14 protein-coding genes are annotated in these 17,242 nt (G+C 38.9%); 5 read left to right on the forward strand and 9 right to left on the reverse strand.

Annotated features, from left to right (window positions below; all coding sequences use genetic code 11):
* Positions 1-108 precede the first annotated feature (108 nt).
* The 3 genes from QNI15_RS32050 (at position 109) to QNI15_RS32060 (ending at position 5,341) form a co-directional block, all read left to right on the forward strand.
* Positions 109-3,384 carry a SusC/RagA family TonB-linked outer membrane protein gene (locus QNI15_RS32050; RefSeq protein ID WP_314035845.1) on the forward strand — a complete coding sequence of 1,092 codons (3,276 nt, stop codon included), beginning with the start codon at positions 109-111 and terminating at the stop codon, positions 3,382-3,384.
* 17 nt (positions 3,385-3,401) lie between these two features.
* Positions 3,402-4,865 carry a RagB/SusD family nutrient uptake outer membrane protein gene (locus QNI15_RS32055; RefSeq protein ID WP_314035847.1) on the forward strand — a complete coding sequence of 488 codons (1,464 nt, stop codon included), beginning with the start codon at positions 3,402-3,404 and terminating at the stop codon, positions 4,863-4,865.
* Positions 4,866-5,188: 323 nt separating this feature from the next.
* Entirely contained in the window at positions 5,189-5,341 is a 153-nt protein-coding gene (locus tag QNI15_RS32060; protein ID WP_314002679.1) for a hypothetical protein, read from the forward strand.
* A gap of 215 nt (positions 5,342-5,556) precedes the next feature.
* Here the strand turns inward: QNI15_RS32060 and QNI15_RS32065 are convergent, their stop codons facing one another.
* The 5 genes from QNI15_RS32065 to QNI15_RS32085 all read right to left on the reverse strand — a co-directional run bounded on the left by QNI15_RS32065 (position 5,557) and on the right by QNI15_RS32085 (position 12,348).
* The gene (locus tag QNI15_RS32065) at positions 5,557-7,320 is read right to left on the reverse strand and encodes a hypothetical protein (RefSeq protein ID WP_314035849.1); all 1,764 of its coding nucleotides are present in this window, start codon (positions 7,318-7,320) and stop codon (positions 5,557-5,559) included.
* 26 nt (positions 7,321-7,346) lie between these two features.
* Positions 7,347-8,693: a PKD domain-containing protein gene (locus tag QNI15_RS32070; RefSeq protein ID WP_314002675.1), complete on the reverse strand. Its 1,347-nt coding sequence runs from the start codon at positions 8,691-8,693 to the stop codon at positions 7,347-7,349.
* Positions 8,694-9,144: 451 nt separating this feature from the next.
* A complete protein-coding gene (locus tag QNI15_RS32075; RefSeq protein ID WP_314035851.1) occupies positions 9,145-9,888 on the reverse strand; it encodes a hypothetical protein in 744 nt (247 codons plus the stop codon).
* A 288-nt stretch (positions 9,889-10,176) separates the two neighbouring features.
* A complete protein-coding gene (locus QNI15_RS32080; RefSeq protein ID WP_314035853.1) occupies positions 10,177-11,118 on the reverse strand; it encodes an outer membrane protein assembly factor BamB family protein in 942 nt (313 codons plus the stop codon).
* A gap of 117 nt (positions 11,119-11,235) precedes the next feature.
* The gene (locus tag QNI15_RS32085; RefSeq protein WP_314035855.1) at positions 11,236-12,348 is read right to left on the reverse strand and encodes a hypothetical protein; all 1,113 of its coding nucleotides are present in this window, start codon (positions 12,346-12,348) and stop codon (positions 11,236-11,238) included.
* On the opposite strand from QNI15_RS32085, the gene QNI15_RS32090 reads away from it, so the two are divergent.
* Positions 12,347-12,616, forward strand: coding sequence for a hypothetical protein (locus QNI15_RS32090; protein ID WP_314035857.1), 270 nt, complete (start codon positions 12,347-12,349; stop codon positions 12,614-12,616). The genes QNI15_RS32085 and QNI15_RS32090 overlap by 2 nt on opposite strands.
* A 96-nt stretch (positions 12,617-12,712) precedes the next feature.
* On the opposite strand, the gene QNI15_RS32095 is transcribed toward QNI15_RS32090, so the two are convergent.
* Together QNI15_RS32095 and QNI15_RS32100 are read right to left on the reverse strand one after the other, a co-directional pair.
* The gene (locus QNI15_RS32095; protein ID WP_314002660.1) at positions 12,713-13,408 is read right to left on the reverse strand and encodes a hypothetical protein; all 696 of its coding nucleotides are present in this window, start codon (positions 13,406-13,408) and stop codon (positions 12,713-12,715) included.
* 11 nt (positions 13,409-13,419) lie between these two features.
* Positions 13,420-14,442, reverse strand: a complete 1,023-nt coding sequence (locus QNI15_RS32100) for a DNA/RNA non-specific endonuclease (RefSeq protein WP_314035859.1) — start codon at positions 14,440-14,442, stop codon at positions 13,420-13,422.
* 1 nt (position 14,443) lies between these two features.
* On the opposite strand from QNI15_RS32100, the gene QNI15_RS32105 reads away from it, so the two are divergent.
* Positions 14,444-14,584, forward strand: a complete 141-nt coding sequence (locus tag QNI15_RS32105; protein ID WP_314035861.1) for a hypothetical protein — start codon at positions 14,444-14,446, stop codon at positions 14,582-14,584.
* Between the two features lie 196 nt (positions 14,585-14,780).
* Here the strand turns inward: QNI15_RS32105 and QNI15_RS32110 are convergent, their stop codons facing one another.
* Both QNI15_RS32110 and QNI15_RS32115 read right to left on the reverse strand, forming a co-directional pair.
* Positions 14,781-15,851, reverse strand: coding sequence for a hypothetical protein (locus QNI15_RS32110; RefSeq protein WP_314035863.1), 1,071 nt, complete (start codon positions 15,849-15,851; stop codon positions 14,781-14,783).
* Positions 15,848-17,197, reverse strand: coding sequence for a hypothetical protein (locus tag QNI15_RS32115; RefSeq protein WP_314035865.1), 1,350 nt, complete (start codon positions 17,195-17,197; stop codon positions 15,848-15,850). The genes QNI15_RS32110 and QNI15_RS32115 overlap by 4 nt, the downstream gene beginning before the upstream one ends.
* Positions 17,198-17,242 lie beyond the last annotated feature (45 nt).

Here is a 17,242-nt window from a genome sequence, read left to right on the forward strand (position 1 = left end):
ACAGAAATTGGTACTGGCACAGGATAAATCCCCAGTAACCTTTATCGATTTGATTTTTCCGTCTGAAATTCAGATGGCAGGTCTTGCTTTATCTATATCTAACCTTTTATGAAAAAAACATATACACACATTCGCTGGTTAGCAGCCTCAGATCGTACCAGAATAGTAGTAAGTGCGCTAGGGAGCCTATTGCTTCTTACCCATTCTGCAGAGGCTAAATACGCTACATTGACAGAAAAGTCTTCTATACACACAAGTCTTATCTATTCTGTACTGGCAGATCATACAATAACCGGGAGCATAAAAGACAAACAGACTGGGGATCCATTACCTGGAGTATCTGTAGTAATTAAAGGGACTACTCAGGGAACGGTATCAGACAAAGACGGAAAGTTTAGCTTGTCTGTTCCTGATAATGCCATTCTTATTTTTTCTTTCATAGGTTATACTGCTCTTGAACGAAACGTAGGAACTGAGAACACGCTGACAATTGAACTTACTCAGGACACGCACCAGTTGACCGAAGTACGTGTAGTTGGATATGGAACCCAGACCAAGGCTGAGTTTACAGGATCGGCAGCCCGTGTCACAGGTGAGGCTATCAAAGATGTACCTGTACAAAGTTTTGATCAGGCCTTATCCGGAAGAGCAGCCGGAGTAAGTATTGCGGCTCCTAATGGTGTACTTAATAATCCTCCAGTGATTCGGGTACGGGGAGTAAACTCCATTTCTCTAAGTTCTTACCCGCTTGTGGTAGTCGATGGGACTCCGATTAATACAGGCAATGTTTCTTCCAGTACTGCTGTTCCCAATAATCCATTGGGAGATATCAACCCGGCTGATATCGAATCCATTGATGTACTGAAAGATGCTGCTTCTACTTCTATCTATGGATCGAGGGCCGCAGCAGGTGTATTGCTTATCACAACCAAACGGGGTAAGTCAGGTAAACCACGTATTAGTTACGAAGCCTGGGGTGGTGTATCCAATGTAGTACGTTTACCTAAGCTACTGAATGCCGAACAATATATCGCCATTAAAAATGAAGCTGTACTGAACGCTAAGATTCTGGGTGGAAATGAGAACAATGATAAAGTTGCCTCTGCCTTGTTTTTTGAGAATAAAAATGAGGATGGATCGCCAATCGATACTCGCTGGTATGACTATATCTATCGGATCGGTGTATCGCAAAACCACAATGTAAGTGTGTCTGGTGGTACTAAGTCTACTACCTACTATTTCTCTGCCAACTATACTAATCAGAAAGGATTTTTGGAAGCGAATGAGTTTAAACGTAAGTCCATACGGTTTAATATAGACCAGGAGGTGAATTCATGGCTTAAACTGAAAGGAAGCGTTTCCTATAATACATCCTATAATGAATCACCTTATGCAGGATCATTGCCTGGTTCAAATTTCTTTCTGGTTGGGGTCGCTCGTCTGGCTATTGCACTACCTCCTAATGTACCAGCATTTAATCCGGACGGTTCATACAACATCAGTAAGACCAATCTCAATACGATTGGTATGGGCAACAACCAGGTGGTAAGTAATTTTGGGAATCCGGTTGCGTTGCTGGAACTGAATAGATATACCTCTGAGAATGACCGGATCATTGGCTCTTTTGGGGCAACTGCCAAGTTGCTGAAAAACCTGGATTTCACTACTTCTTATGCAATAGATCGTTTGCGTACTGAAAATGTGAGCTTTGATAGCCCTACACAGGGAAATGGATATGCCAGTAAAGGGGCCGTGAGTAATGTATCAGCAGTACGTGATAACTGGAACTGGACCAATACGCTGACTTATGCAGAGACATTTGGAGGAAAACATTCACTGTCAGTGTTGGCAGGATATGATGTGCAAAAATTTACTAACTCATCCTGGGGAGCGACCCGTACTCAGGTATCAGACGCTTTTTTTGACAATTATCAGGGCAACTGGGGTGCTATCTCTGCTTCTGATAATGATCTCAGCGAACGTGCGTATCTGTCGTTCTTCTCTCGTTTGACTTACGACTGGAACAAGAGATATTTTGTTACCGTCAATTTCAGACGTGATGGAAACTCTGCTTTAGGTAGTGGTAAGAAGTATGGAAACTTTGGTGGGGTATCAGCTGGCTGGGCATTGTCTGAAGAAGCATTTTACAAAAATACTCCTTTTGCCGCTGTGTTAAGTAATGTAAAACTACGGGCTAGTTGGGGGAGAGTAGGTAACGGAAACCTAAGTAATGCCTTTAGTGCACTGGAGTTGTATAGTGGATCATTGTATGGAAGTGCTCCTACCTGGGCTCTTTCCCAGGCAGGTAATCAGAACTTAGGTTGGGAAACCAGTGACCAGACTAACATCGGTGCAGATCTGGGATTCTGGAATGATCGTCTTCAACTGGAACTTACCTATTTCAATAATAATGTAAACGGATTGATTCTAAGTGCGCCACAGGCTGTGTCCAAAGGAATACCAGGTGGGGCTATTCTAAGTAATGTCGGATCTATGTACAACCGGGGAATCGAGGTAGGTATCAATGCTACCATCATCCGGAAAGGAGATTTTACCTGGAATGCTGCTCTGAATTATACCAATCTGCGTAATGAAGTGACGGCTCTGGCAGATGGAAATACAGACATTGTGGGTACTACCCACGTATCCTATGAAACCACCAACATCACTCGTGTAGGGCATTCAGTAGGTAGTTTGTATGGTGCCAAAACAGCAGGGGTGAATCCTGAAAACGGACGCAGAATTTTTATCAATAAAAAAGGAGAGAAAGTGCAGTATAGTCAGGTAGTAGCACCTGGTCAAAGTCAGTGGACCTATCTGGATGGGACTAAAGCATCCGCTATTACCGGAGCAGATTATTATCTGATTGGCAATGCGCTTCCTAAGTGGTATGGAGGTCTAAGTAATACATTTACCTATAAGAACTTTGATCTGAGTATAAACTTTACCTTCTCAGGTGGAAACCTGATCATGAATGGTACCAGAGCTACCCTGCTTGATCAGAGAGCTTACAATAACTCAACGGAAATTCTGAAACGCTGGCAAAAGCCAGGTGATATTACAGATATACCACGATTGGTGTATAATGATCAGACTTCCAGTGGCTCTTCGTTCCCTGTATCTACCAATGCAGAAAAAGCAGATTTCCTACGTCTCCAAAATGCCTCAATAGGATATCGTTTACCAGATGTCTTATTTACAAAAACAGGTATTAGTGGTATTCGGGTATATGCACAGGGCTCCAATCTGTTTCTGCTTACTCCCTATAAAGGTACCGATCCGGAATCGTCTGTTAATGGAAATTCCAATACAACGCCTGGTGTAGAAAAGAATTCCGTAGGACAAGCAAGATCCTTCACCTTAGGTCTGAATGTAAGCTTTTAATTTAACTTTTAGTCACAATGAAAATTCAATATAACCATACCTTTATCCGTCGCTTTGTCGTTTTGGCTGGTCTCGGCTTTGCCTTATTGACCACAGCCTGTGATGAAAAGGAACTACTTAATCCTGCTTCCCAGACATCTATCACTGGAGCCAATGCTTTTGATACTCCGGACAGAATACTTGGTCTAGTCAATGGCATTTACAAGTCTGTAAAAAGCGGAAACTTTTATGGAGGCAATTACCTGATTTATAGTGAAGCGCGTGGAGACGAATTTATTAACCGTACCAGCAATACTTTTACTGCCTATGAAGCATGGAATCAGACATTGAACTCTGGTTCCAACTTTGTAGCAGGATTCTGGACAGCCGCCTATACGGCAATTAATAATGCAAATATTGTCATTCATGGTCTGGAGGAGCATCCAAATGTAGTAAGTGAAGCCCTTACCAAACAGTATACAGCGGAGGCTAAGTTTCTGCGTGCATTGAGTTACTTCAGTCTGGTTACCTTGTATGCACGTCCCTACAATGAAAACCAGGGCTCTACACCCGGACTGCCCTTACGATTACTGGCTGAAACGACCAATGCGAATAACGACCTGAAGCGAAGCTCGGTAGCAGAGGTTTATGCACAGATCATTAAGGATCTAAATGAGGCAGAGGCAGATCTTCCATTGAATTATTCAACATCATTACTCAACACTACCCGTGCTCACCGGAATACGGCCATTGCCTTAAAAACTAGAGTGTATCTGAATATTGGCAACTATGAAAAGGTAGTGGAAGAAGCGCAAAAGATTGTATCTGCCAGTGCGCCCTTTACAGCTACTACCGGAGTGGCACATCAGTTACAGAACATTGTTGAGATCTTTACAACAAACTATACTTCTACAGAGTCTATTTTGTCTGTACCGATGACCGAACTGGATAATGTAACCGGGCAATCTTCGTTTCCCTATGTCTTCAATTCCAATTCGGAGTACAATCTAAATCCGGAGGGAATCTGGGGAGATACGGAATGGAAGTCGACAGATCTCAGACGTACATTTTCACGTACTGCATCTGGTGTACAGTTTCTGACTAAATATAACAAACCTTCGCCATTCCTGGACTATCTTCCGATTATCCGGTATGCGGAAGTATTGCTTAATTATGCGGAAGCTGCTGCTTATACAGGAGATCTGGAAAAATCAGCTAGCCTGTTAAAGGCAGTTCGTAATCGGTCTGATGCTACGTATACTTTTCCTGAGAGTACTATAGGATCAAAAGAAGCGTTGATTGAGACGATCTGGAAAGAACGGAGAATTGAATTATTGGGAGAAGGGTTCCGGTCAAATGATTTGTTGCGCAATCTATTACCTTTACCTGCCAAGTCAAGTAGTTCCAATAGTGCGCCAGAGGTACTTCCATCCCAAACTAATTACATTTTTCCATTGCCAAATATCGAAATTACTACCAATAAACTATTACTTGAAGAATAACTGTCAGTAATCTGTTGTCGGGATACAATCAATCCCATTACCCTAACCGAAAGTGATTTATTGAATGCCGGATATCTGTTTATGTATGGATATCCGGCTTTTTTTATACATTTCTTTATGCAGATGCTGCATAAATAGCTGTTTTAAGCTGCATTGGCTATCTGGATAGCAAGAAAGGGTGTTTTTCCCATACTATATCCGGGAAAACACCCTTTACTCCATTATCGGAAATAAGTTGATTTGTATTATGAAAAATTAACTCGTTTCCAATGAACTATATTTTTAGAGTAAAATGTAACTATTGTGAATCACTGCTCCAGGTCATGGAGGATTCTCTAGGTATTTCAGAAAAAGCAGAATTAGAGAAAGGGTATTGTTGCGAATGTGGGGAAACCGTAGCAGAATTTATTACGGATGGTTTTATATTCGTTTCTCTTGTGAAGAAGGGAAGTCAGCTCGAATATATACAAAGTTGAAAGGTACGGCTAAGAGTAAGAATCTTATCCGATGGACTATGACACTTTATTCAAAATGTTGCTTGTTTTGGTGAAATGGGCAAAAAGCATTTGTTAGTTGATATTTTGGATATTTCAGTCTCTGGAGTAGATCATTTGAGAGTATCGGTTAGTTACGATAAATATGTTTCTTGAATTGCTTCTACCTTATATATGAGTCTGGTTTTACAGCAGTACTAAAAGCTATATGAATATGCAATAGTAGCAGTAAAGCTATCAGTGGTATTCTTACCGGAAATTTTTCTGTTTTGCCATATCGTATTTGCATTGAGATTGTGCTTTTTATAGAAAGCATAGGCAGCATTCCAGCGGAGATTTAAAACTTTCCCCTGGGTGTCACTTTCATTGATACTCACATTATAGGCTGACGAAATACCTGTAGTGATCTTTTTTTGATAAACTTTTGCCCGAATACCTAATGTTGGACCTAAAATGACAGAATTTGTACTGTTAATATAATTATAGGTAGCATTAAATGCAGTTTGAATACTAATTGCCTGTGGTACAAATATCAGATTGTATGCAGTGCTTAGGTTGTAGAATTGAGATAAATTTCCGGGCTTAATAATATCACCTTGCTTATCTGCGGCCTGCTGAAAACTCATATTTACATTCAGATTATGCTTTCTGATGTCAGACTTGCCAAAATTATAATTAGAGTTCAGAGACATATTTTGAGAAAGCTGTGTAAAGTTCAGTGTGTCCAGATTATCATAAGGTGTCTGGCCATTTATATAATCAAACTGTGACTTCAGATTCAAATAGGTTTGAAAGCTGGAATAGGAAAAAGAAGAATTTAGTTTTTCATTAGGTGTATAACTAACATTTGCCGAACTCACAAACCGTTTGGAAGTCTGCTCCTGGTTTTTGTTCAGATCATCGCGCTGGGCGCCCCAACTTAAGGCAACCGTAATTTTGTCTTTTAGAAAAGGTCTTGCATAATTTAATGTAACATTCTCATAGTCATTATTAAAGTAATAGGCTCCAAGTGTTGCATAATCAGGATCAATACGTTCATATCTGATACCCATCGTGTTTTTAAGTAATTGATAGGTAAGTTCACCCTTCAATGCAGTATAGGATTGAGTAGATGTACGTCTGGAAAATAGGTTGTTAATAAAGGAACTGCCCTCCTGAGGGGAACGAATATCCCTGGTAAGCAGACTAAGTGCATATTCTCCTGTCAAACTCAGATTGGGGATTAATTTCAATCCTCCTTCCCAGCTCATTGCTACATTTCCTTTGGGTAGAATATTTAAACTGTCTGGTTTCCATTTTAATGAGCTTACATCATCTTTGGCGCTAAAGAAAGTCATTCCTGCATAGTACCCAGCCTGATCATAGCGTATTTTAGCGCTATACCCCATACGTTGGTAGGCTGCAGGTACAAGTCGGTTGGCTGAGTCATATTCTACAGCTTTCTGGAGCCTCCCTGCCATGGCACTGAATTTCCATTTGCCTTCCGGAGTCAGATCAATACCAATTCCTCTGAACATATGTCCATTGAATGTATAGGGTGAGAAGTTCATAGAAACATCTCCAATATGCCCTGTTACCCATTTGTATGTTGGATGTATACTTAAACGGTTGGGTAAGGTAGGATAGGTAAAGTTATTGCCAAGGTTGGTAATATTAAATGTAAAAGGCAGGTTTACCTGATTGTATATATTTAAATTAATATTACCACTCAGAAAATATGTGAAGGGCTGTCTTCCCTGGCCATCATTGCCGGTATACAATACACTACTAGCCGATATTCCTCCTCCTAGTCTAAAAGGTTTTTGAGAAAATGTGTTTTTTATGTTGTTTAAATCCATTTGCTGGGCATAGCCTGACAGAGGACTCAGCAAAAAAACAATTCCAGTGAACAAAATCAGTTGGGTAAACACCTTTTCCGGATACAGGGTAATCATTTTATTCTTCGTTTTTATCCAGTTCATGGATGCTTACTTATTCGATATTGTTTTTAGTTGGACTTTTGGACTTTGATATCCGCAAGAATGTATGACTGTGCTCCATTTGCGATAAATGACTTGATTTTGATAGCTCCTTTGCGTCCATCCTGTGTTTCAAATAGTACAATATAGGGAGAAGAGGCATTAGTAAAGAACGCTGTCCCACTATCATTGACTTTAATAGCCAATTCCTTCAGAGGAGTATCCGTAGTCATTGTATCAAAATCGGATACTGTAAATTTTAGGGGGCTTTTCTCAATTGTATTCACAAAGGCTGTATGAGTGGCTCCCGGAATATCAGGAAAGGTAAAACCAGCGGCAGAGTCAGGGGACACAAACCTGCAGTAACTATACGAAGAATTTATTCCAAAAAAAGCCAGGTCAATCCACTTTCCATTCTCAGGGGTAATTTCATTTCTGGTAAAAACTTTCCGAAGCTTTGTTGAATACAAGCAACCAATGGTGTTCTGAGCTGCACTCACACCCAACCTGACATCTTTCATGGTGTACAGATTAGTATTAGCTTTTACCTGAATAGTGTGTTGTACAACCTGAGTTTGTTTGTCATTATTTGCTTCCAGAGTTATCGTATATTCTCCTGGTGAATCAAAATGAATGGAAGTATGTTGGCTGCTACTATTCGCAATAATTCCACCCGTGCTTTTCCAGTTATACTGAAGTCCACTCCGGGTCTGATTTTCAAGGGTTGCAGTAAGTGGAGCTTCATAGTCTTCATCTTCAAATACTGGAACAATAGTGAATTCCGTTTGTAAACTTTCCTTCAGATTGATTTTTTTTGAGTAGGAAAATGTTTCTCTGCCGTTAGTAACTCTTAATGTGATAACATGATCACCGGGTTGATCAAAATATACAAGAGGAGGATCTCCAGCATTGGAGGTAGCAGGGATTCCACCTTCGAAAGTCCACTCATATGTCGAAGCTCCCCGACTCTTATTCCTAATCTTCACATTTGCTGGTGCAAAATCATTCACTTCTATCTGTGTTTCAAAATTTACTACAACTGCTGAATCCAATTGCAATACAAGTTCTTTAATCTGATGCTGTGTATCATTCCAGGCCTCAAGCCTGATGGTATACGTTCCTGCATTCGGATAGATAATGCGTCCAGGTTGTTTTTCAGTAGAAGTAGCAGGAGATGCACCTTCAAATGTCCATTTATAAAAGTCTGCTCCGACAGTTTTATTTGTCAGAGTAAGTTCCACCGGGACTGTGTAACTTTTTGCCGTAATGGTATACTCAAAATCTGCATTTACTGGTATTTCCTGTTCATGAAAGCATGAAAACAGACTTATGGGTATCAGTAAAATATATAACAGAAAGAAAATTTTCTTTATCATGCTGTCTGTTAAAGAAGATAACCTATCTTCAAAAATCTATGCAAGATATTCAAGTAGCATCTATAGAATCCTTAAAAACGACTCCTGTTATTACGTAGTAAAGAATTGTGTCAAATTTGATGAAAATAGTTGTTGTTTTTTCTCTTGTTTTTGTATGAAATATCAGAGATGATCAATTAGTAAGTAAAAAAAAGCTCGAAAATTATTTTTAATGGGGTTACTATAGTTATTTAATGAGCTTTCTAATGATAGTCAAAAGAAATTCAGATAGTAAGAAAAGTACTCCATTGTTACCTAAATAAAGAGATTTCTTTCATCTCCCTTATGCAAAAGATCCAGCAATGTGATTTCAATAAGTATACTGTAACTCAAGGCCTGATAGATAAGTATCCTAATTATGTTCAAAGTGGTAATCCATTGTTGAGTGATTGGAAAACTAAATGTGTTATAATCAAAACAGCAATGTGTTCCTAAAGTCAAATTTTACATGTTGTTCAAAGTCAAAGAATTCTAGTCTATTCTGATAAATCACTACTGTATTCCATCCAGGTGCAAAGTGCTGTTTTAATTCACCTTCATTGGCTAGTTGATAAATATCCTCAAATCGTTTAATCAGGTAAGGGGCTTCTTCATATGTTAGATTCTGCACAAGAAGCGAAAACTGTTTTATTCCGTGTTTTGTCGTTACTTCGATTTGTAAAGGAAGAATATGACCATTTACAAATGGCATGATGATCACCGCTTTCTCCCATTCCTGTCCAGGAAGTAAGGCGTCTGTTATTTTAATATCTGATTCAGAATAAAGAAAAGAAAAAGCAGCCCGCAGATCTTTCATCCGAAAGTCAATATGGGCCTGCTGATCCCAGATAAACTCACTCTCATAACGTCCATCTGGGTAAATGGTGATGGTTCCCTTGTTCCACCTGGTATTTGGATTAGATTTGGATGATTCACGATTATTTGCAAGAATTTTTGCAATGGTTTGGTCATTATCAAATCCTCTGCCTGAACTGCCTTCTTTGGTATTAAGTGGTTGAGGATCAGGGGTTTCTTTCAGGTAGTAGAACAGGCCAATACCTCCTGCTACATTTATAATATAGCTTGCTTTTACCCACTGCTTATTCGAAATCGGATATTTTTGATAGGAACTTATTGCACTTGCAATCAATAGATCCATATCATTTTTTGATATCATAGAGTTAGTTATATAGATAGCCTGTGAGTTGTCCAGGTAATGACTCGGCCATTGCTTTTACATCTTCCCACCTTATTTGTTTTACCTTGTTCCATGTGTTGGATATGACATCTTTGTCAGTGGCTATATCAAGGCCAAACTGAATGAATTGCAGCTTTTCGGTTACCTCATCGACTTAAATATAGAGGTACGGAGTTTATCTTGGATCACAGCAAAAGCACTATTACAAATAAATAGCATAATCTGTTGGCTACGCTAGTAGGAAAAGAGGAAGTAAGGAAAGAAATATTACTCTCGTTCAAAGCTGTATAAGGTGCTTTTATTATCCTGTACATAAATCTGATCTTGGTTAGCTTTTATATTTACCAAGTTCAGTCCTTTTCCTTTTTCGAATAATACCTGTGACCATATAATTTTCTGACTAACGGTATCAAACACTCCAACTTGTCTGAGCGGATTCATCGGATAGTCATTTTGATTGCCGATAAAATAGATTAGTCCATTCTGATACACACTGCTTAGCCGAAACCACTGGCTGGAATCAATACCAGTACCTTGCCGAAATGTCTGATGCAATATACTGTTTCTATTGTTTAAGTCGATTTCAATAAAATAACAGCTTTCCAGAAAGTATATTTTCCTTTTTTCTGAATCCAGATGAGGTTGAAACAGCTGAACCTGATTGGAGTCTAAAAAGTCATTAAAGGGATAAAAATGCCAGTTTATTGCTCCCGTTTCTATATCAATTTCCAGTAGTTGGTTACCATGGCACCAACAATACAACTTAGCATCGAAAATATCTAAGAATTGACTTGTTTGTCCACTGTAATTCTGATTGGCAAAATTATACTTACATTTTTTACCTATGTCTATTTGCCAGAGTATTTTTCCTGTGTTTAAATCAAAAGAGATTAATACATTGTTTTTAGAATAGCCAAAACAAATCTCATTATACATATAACCTACTCCTATAGGACCTGTTTTAAACTTTCGAATCAACTCTTGTTTTTCAATATCAAATAGGCCTATATTCCATACCCAACTACCTTCATCATTATCAAAATACATATCATACGAACATATAGCTCTATTTTCGAATAAGCTTTTTATGGCTATTGGATATATTGGTTTGATGACTCGTTTATTAAAAACATCAAATAGCAGCTGTTCTCCACTTAAATTATTAAATTGAATAAAGGGCTTTTTATATTCAATAAGTTGAGGTTCCACATCCTCTAGTATTTTTTCACCATCCTGATATAAGGTATTTTCTTTACAAATGAATAATGATTTATCAAACAGATAAAAAGAGGATATTGGAGTTATAGTTTTTTCAAGCTTATACATTTACTTTACATTAATAAAATTAAACAGTCGGTTATCTAATTTATCTACCCATGAAGTAAATTCTCTCTGTGCTATATTTTTAGTAAATCCAGGCGGACGAGATGTTAATGGCCACAAATTATTTTGAAGTTCCTGATTATTCCATATGAGATTAAACATCGCATAGTTATTTTTCTTATAGATCTCTTTAAACTTTTCCTTGACTTTTGTCTGAGTTATCTCATTACGTTGCTTGAAATAATAGCGAATCTGATCAAAGCTATTAACATTTTTCAGATACTGTTCAAACTGAGAAATAAAACTGGAAGAAGACGTTAAACTGGCAACTGTACTATAGTTTTTGGTCTCTACAAATAAATTGTCAAATTTGATATCTGTTCTGAGGTTGGATTCTTCTGCATCATCTGTATTTTCATCTAATCGCTCTTCAAATCCGATAACCGTTAAGCCTGCCAAAGGCTGGCCACTTTGTAATAAAGACATTCCATATAATCCTCCTTTTATTTTACTGCTGCTCTGCAGGGTCTCATGCAAATAAGCCCCTACATTACTCGTCTGTGCATGTGTGTCAACAAACCATCCCAGATTATCCAGTTCTTCTTTCAAGGTAGCTACTCCACCCCCTGTTTCTATTGCTCTGGAATGCTTCCACAAAAACTGGGTTACCACTTCATCTGCATTCAAGTAACGCTTGGCAGAAGATTCCTGATTGCCTGTCTTAATAGGCAGCATTCGGGCCAGGAAAGTTACATCATTAAAAGGCGCTTTCTGATGAAGAGTTGAAATTTTCTCAAGCAGAATAATATCTCTTTTTCGATCTGGCTTATTTGTTAAGACTTTCGCCTCATCTATTAATTCCCAAGAGTTAACATTGTTCGCAGTTAGCTTTTCTAAGTTTTCAGCCAATAAGCTACAGTTTCCTTCACAACTGGAAAGATCCTCCTTATTTAATACATCGAGGGCAAACAGATTGATCTGAATGCTTGTCAGATCCTTATACATTTCATCGGCAATGGCAATGAGTTGTTGATCTGTCTGTTTCTTTTGGGCACACATGGCTTTGATCGCAGCTTTAACAGTTGGATTGTTTCCAGCTTTATTTAACACCTGCATGAATTTTTCACATACGATTATATCCCTTTTCTCACCAAGCTCACACTTATCCTGCTTCTCTTTGGTAGGCTCATCTGTAGGCAAAGGGAACGGCACAGGAATAGGATATTGGCCAGGATCTTTGTCTGAATCTGTTTTTGGTGTTTGCTTGGGTTTTACCTGTGCATCCAGGTCTGGGGTAGTAGAACCATCTACCGTTGGGGCATCCTCCAGTGATCCAGGCTTGGGTTTGGAATCGGGTAGTTTTCCTCCTTCTGTGATAGTATAAAATAAAAAAGATCTCCTGGAAGTATTGTGAACTTACTTGTAGGAGACCTTCTAAATTACTATGGTTTTATCTCTGATTAAGCGTTAGGCTTGTCTCTCAACTCAAATCTCTCAACTCAAAATGTACATGCTCTTCGAAGTTGAATCTGTCTTGCCGATCCTGATATATTATTACCGTATTCCATCCAGGTGCAAAGTGCTGTTTTAATTCACCTTCATTGGCTAGCTGATAAATATCCTCAAAACTTTTGATCAGGTAAGGGGCTTCCTGGTATGACAAATTCTGTACTGGGACTGAAAACTGTTTTATTCCTTGTTCGGTTGTTACTTCGATTTGTAAAGGAAGAATATGACCATTTACAAACAGTATGGTGATCACAGCTTTTTCCCATTCTTGCTCTGGAATCATGAGATCCGTGATCTTGATATCCGATTCAGAATAAATGAACGAGAAAGCAGTAGCCATATCCAGTAGTAGAAAGTCGATGTGTGCCTGCTGATCCCAGATAAACTCACTCTCATAACGGCCATCTGGGTAAATGGTGATGATTCCTTTGTTGTTTTGTTGCTTTTTCTCAAATAATAACTTTAAAAGAAGATTAATCTCCTCACCAATAGGAGCATTCTCATTTAGAGTTATTTGTTTATTGTTATGGTAATAAAATGTTTGAAAACTAAATGAGGTTATTTCTGAAAACTCATATTTTGATATAATAACTTTAGCAATATCAAATTCGTTGTAGTGCTTAATAACTTTACTTACGATATTAGTTTCTACCTGTTGAATGGTCATTTTATTCGTATTTAAGGATTAGGAATCTGTCTATTTTCTGGTTGATTGTTCCCATACTGAAATCTCACATCAAATCGAAAAGGCCTTTTAGAAGTACCATTGAACTGAGGTCTTATTTGTACTTGTACTGATTGTGCTCCTACAGGAGGATTGTTATTAGGTCTACCTGTAAGCACTTGATCCCATTCATCTTCCATTCGTTTCCAAGCACCATTTCTGTTCGTTGGTCCATCTTGAGCATGATAGTTAATCAGTTCGACAGGTCCATTAAAGCGTGCTCCGACCATATGACCACCGTTGTCTCCAGTTTTTCCATCTCTATGAGATGAGCTATTGCCCAACCCTTGTAACCTCTCATCTCTTGGATAATTAGATTTAGGAGGGGGTAATCTTTGCAGGTTAGCTTCGATCATACTCACTCTTCCATACTGGTCAATGGTATAGATTACATAGTTACTGACAAGATAGGTAGCTCCATGAAGCAGTTCGATTATATTCAGAATCTGATTGCGTTGACCGCTAGCCGTTGTTATTCCTGTACCCCCAACAGCTTCAATTCGCTTATTATCCAGTAAGGTAGCCCATAACTTCCCACCAGCATCTGTTACACTTACATTCGTTGTCCCATTCACAGTGATTGTATACTGAGGCACTTCCTTAATAGTACGCAAATATTCATAATTTTTTCTGAAATCCGATCCATATAATTTCTTCCAGGCTCTGACAATATCTGCATTCAATCTGGAAACATTTTTGCTCAGTGCTTCACTATCATCTGCAAAGTAACCATTCACATCCTGTAAGAATACTTTTACTTCTGGGTTGCTATAGGAAAGAAGCAGCCCTGCCATTTCCCGTAAGACCTCATCGGACAGGGTAATAGTAGCACAAAGTTTATTGACAGCTTCTTCTGCTTTGCCTGGGAGCATCTGTGCCTGTACAGCCTTGTCTCTAACCTGCTCATAGAGCTGGCAAATATCCTCGGATCGGGTAGTACATAGCTGACAGTTACTATTGCGAGGCTGAAGACCCACAATGGGAAGAACAGGTGTAGGATTGGGATTCGGGTTTGGCGTTGGATTGGGTGTAGTAGCCGGAGTGTTGGCAGGTGGATTTTGGGTAGTCGTATTCGTGCCTTGTCCACTACCTGTAGGATTACTGCCTCCCGGTGTGTGATTGGGGTCTGATCCAGGCTTGGGTTTAGAATCGGGTAGTTTTCCTCCTTCTCTAAACTTTTTGCCTAACTGATCTCCTGTCAGATCACCTGCCAGATCATCGGCTTGTTTAAAGTTAAAGACCAGCAGCAGCCACAGAGAACTACAACTAAAAGGGTAACATTTTTTGTTACCCTTTTAAGGAAAGAAAAGAAATATTACTCTCGTTCAAAGATATGGAGTGTTCCTTCGCTGTCAAGTACATACAATTTATTTTCAGATACTTGTGGTGCCTGATTCAGACTCCAAAACCTGCTTTGCTGGTCTGTACCCAGATTCTGATACCATTCCACTTGTAGACTTGCTCTGTTCAATACTCCTACTAGTTGGGTAAAGCCACTACTTCGGCCCTGATTTGCTGTAAAATACACATACTCTTCTGTGAATGTATGAGTCATGCCAAAGTTCCAGTCTGTATCTGCATGGCCTGTAGTGAAGTTTTTTATCCGATGGATCTGAAGTTTTGCCAGATCAAATTCCAGATAATAACGGGTGGCCAGAAAACAAACCAAACCCTGTTTCTCATCCAGATATCCATTGGTAAAGCCAGCATTGGTTAACTCCGGATGGGTTTGTTCTATTTCGACATTAGCTACGATCTGTCCATTGGAGAGCAAAATACCTAGTAATCGTCTGCTTTCCAGGTATAACCAGAGTATGTCATTCCAGATACCAAGTACCTGCCGAATGCTACCCATAACCTCTCCTTTCTCTGCAAATATGTAGCTGCAATAATCACTTAAATCTACCTCCCATTCGTATTCGCCATTTATAAGGGAAAGAGATCGTAACAATTGCCCCTTATTATGAATTTGCAAATATTGATTTCTAAACCTATACCCAGAACCTTTATATCTATGCGGAAGCTCATATAAGATTTTAAACGGATTTAACTGATTTAGAACATATCGGCTTGAATATGCACCTACTCCCTCTCTTATACGATCTTTTGAAGTCAAAAAAGTATTATTCCAATAACTTGTTCCATTAAAAATTGCAGGAATAGTTATCTTTTTTTGTGTTTCAATTTCAATCAAATCAGTAAATTCTTCATGATTCAGGCATAAAAAATTATCAAAATAAAAGTATCCCCAATTATCTTTATCTATTAACCTGTTGTTATCAAAATATAATTCTCTGTCATTACTTTTAAGTTTATAGGAAAGTAAGTTTTTATTTACTTTGAAAGTATCTACAGCTTCTATTTTTCCTCTAAGTATGTAGTTCATTTTACATTAATAAATTTGTAAAAGTTATTATTGACATCAGATACAATTTCTATAAAATCCAATAAAGCAGCATCTTTATATTGAATTTCACTATAATTAGGATCATAATCAGTTCTTGGAAATAAGCTTGCTCTCAAACCATTATTACCCCAGATAGTGTTAAATACAGTTACTCCCTGTGGCTTCAATTGCAGATTATTTGGATTAGAATCATCAACCATCATGGTTCGAAACTGACTTTTGATATCATTCACATTGGGTATTTTCTTTTTATCAAACACATACTCCAGGCTACCTCCTTGCATATCAACCACTTCTGGTTGACTCAGATAGGCAATAAACTGATCAAAATCTTTCCAGCTACCACTGCCAATACCTGTTAAATCATTTAACCCATAGTTCTCCGTATAGCTCTTGTATTCGATATACCCCTTATTTCCCTGCCTTTTCAGATCATACCGCTTTGTGCTTCCACTCAACCCCTGATCCAGATGCTCTATATCTGCCAGTGTTAAAGAACGTGTACGAATATCTGATATCATGTGATTCACCCCTGACTTAGCTACAAATCCCCAATTACCTGTACTCGGATGCAAAAACGTGTTTGTACTCAACAGATTATAGGCATCGGTCAGGCCTGCATCATACAAACCTATCATGTATTGGGCATTTAGCCAAACAATGGCCAGGGTAGGAATGCCATAGGTTGCTCCATTACCACATGTCTGACAATCAGCTATAGAGTACCGTTTCAGAAAAACCTGTAGCTTTTCCTGGGGTGTGCCTGTAATGGTTTCTCCTGTTCCACTGGCATTGACGATTTCAAACAAGTGTTCTACCTGTGTTTGTTCTGTGGTCTGCATTTTGAGAATGACCTGCAAGGTTTCAAAATCATTTCGGGGTTTTTCACCTGCCGGTTTCAATGCATCATATTCTGCCTTCCAGGCTTGTACCAGATTGGCATTTAGTAGGTCAACATTCTCACACAGATAGTTTTTTCCACCACAGGCAACAGGTGTAATGTCTGTTAAAAATATAGTAGCTACCTCTGCCGGATACTCATTGAGCTTTTGGGCCACTAATTGCAGCATAGTATCATCTTCTATTTTCTGACAGAGTTTCTCCACACCTGCTCTATGTTGTGTTTTAGTTAACAAGGTTTGGAGTTGCTTACAGGTAGCTTCAGAAAGAGGCACTTTTCGGTTAGTACACACCTGACACTTGTCCTGCTTCTCTTTGGTAGGCTCATCTGTAGGCAAAGGGAACGGCACCGGAATAGGATGTTGGCCAGGATCTTTGTCTGGATCTGTTTTTGGAGTTTGCTTGGGTTTTACCTGTGCATCCAAGTCTGGGCTAGCAGAACCATCTACCGTTGGGGCATCCTCCAGTGA

The sequence above is a fragment of the Xanthocytophaga flava genome (assembly GCF_030068545.1).
Taxonomy (GTDB): domain Bacteria; phylum Bacteroidota; class Bacteroidia; order Cytophagales; family 172606-1; genus Xanthocytophaga; species Xanthocytophaga flava.

Coding starts and splice junctions, on each gene's coding strand:
- QNI15_RS32050 (WP_314035845.1), top strand. CDS start 109: ATGAAAAAAACATATACACACATTCGCTGGTTAGCAGCCTCAGATCGT.
- QNI15_RS32055 (WP_314035847.1), top strand. CDS start 3,402: ATGAAAATTCAATATAACCATACCTTTATCCGTCGCTTTGTCGTTTTG.
- QNI15_RS32060 (WP_314002679.1), top strand. CDS start 5,189: ATGGAGGATTCTCTAGGTATTTCAGAAAAAGCAGAATTAGAGAAAGGG.
- QNI15_RS32065 (WP_314035849.1), bottom strand. CDS start 7,320: ATGAACTGGATAAAAACGAAGAATAAAATGATTACCCTGTATCCGGAA.
- QNI15_RS32070 (WP_314002675.1), bottom strand. CDS start 8,693: ATGATAAAGAAAATTTTCTTTCTGTTATATATTTTACTGATACCCATA.
- QNI15_RS32075 (WP_314035851.1), bottom strand. CDS start 9,888: ATGATATCAAAAAATGATATGGATCTATTGATTGCAAGTGCAATAAGT.
- QNI15_RS32090 (WP_314035857.1), top strand. CDS start 12,347: ATGAATTTTTCACATACGATTATATCCCTTTTCTCACCAAGCTCACAC.
- QNI15_RS32085 (WP_314035855.1), bottom strand. CDS start 12,348: ATGCAGGTGTTAAATAAAGCTGGAAACAATCCAACTGTTAAAGCTGCG.
- QNI15_RS32095 (WP_314002660.1), bottom strand. CDS start 13,408: ATGACCATTCAACAGGTAGAAACTAATATCGTAAGTAAAGTTATTAAG.
- QNI15_RS32105 (WP_314035861.1), top strand. CDS start 14,444: ATGGGAAGAACAGGTGTAGGATTGGGATTCGGGTTTGGCGTTGGATTG.
- QNI15_RS32110 (WP_314035863.1), bottom strand. CDS start 15,851: ATGAACTACATACTTAGAGGAAAAATAGAAGCTGTAGATACTTTCAAA.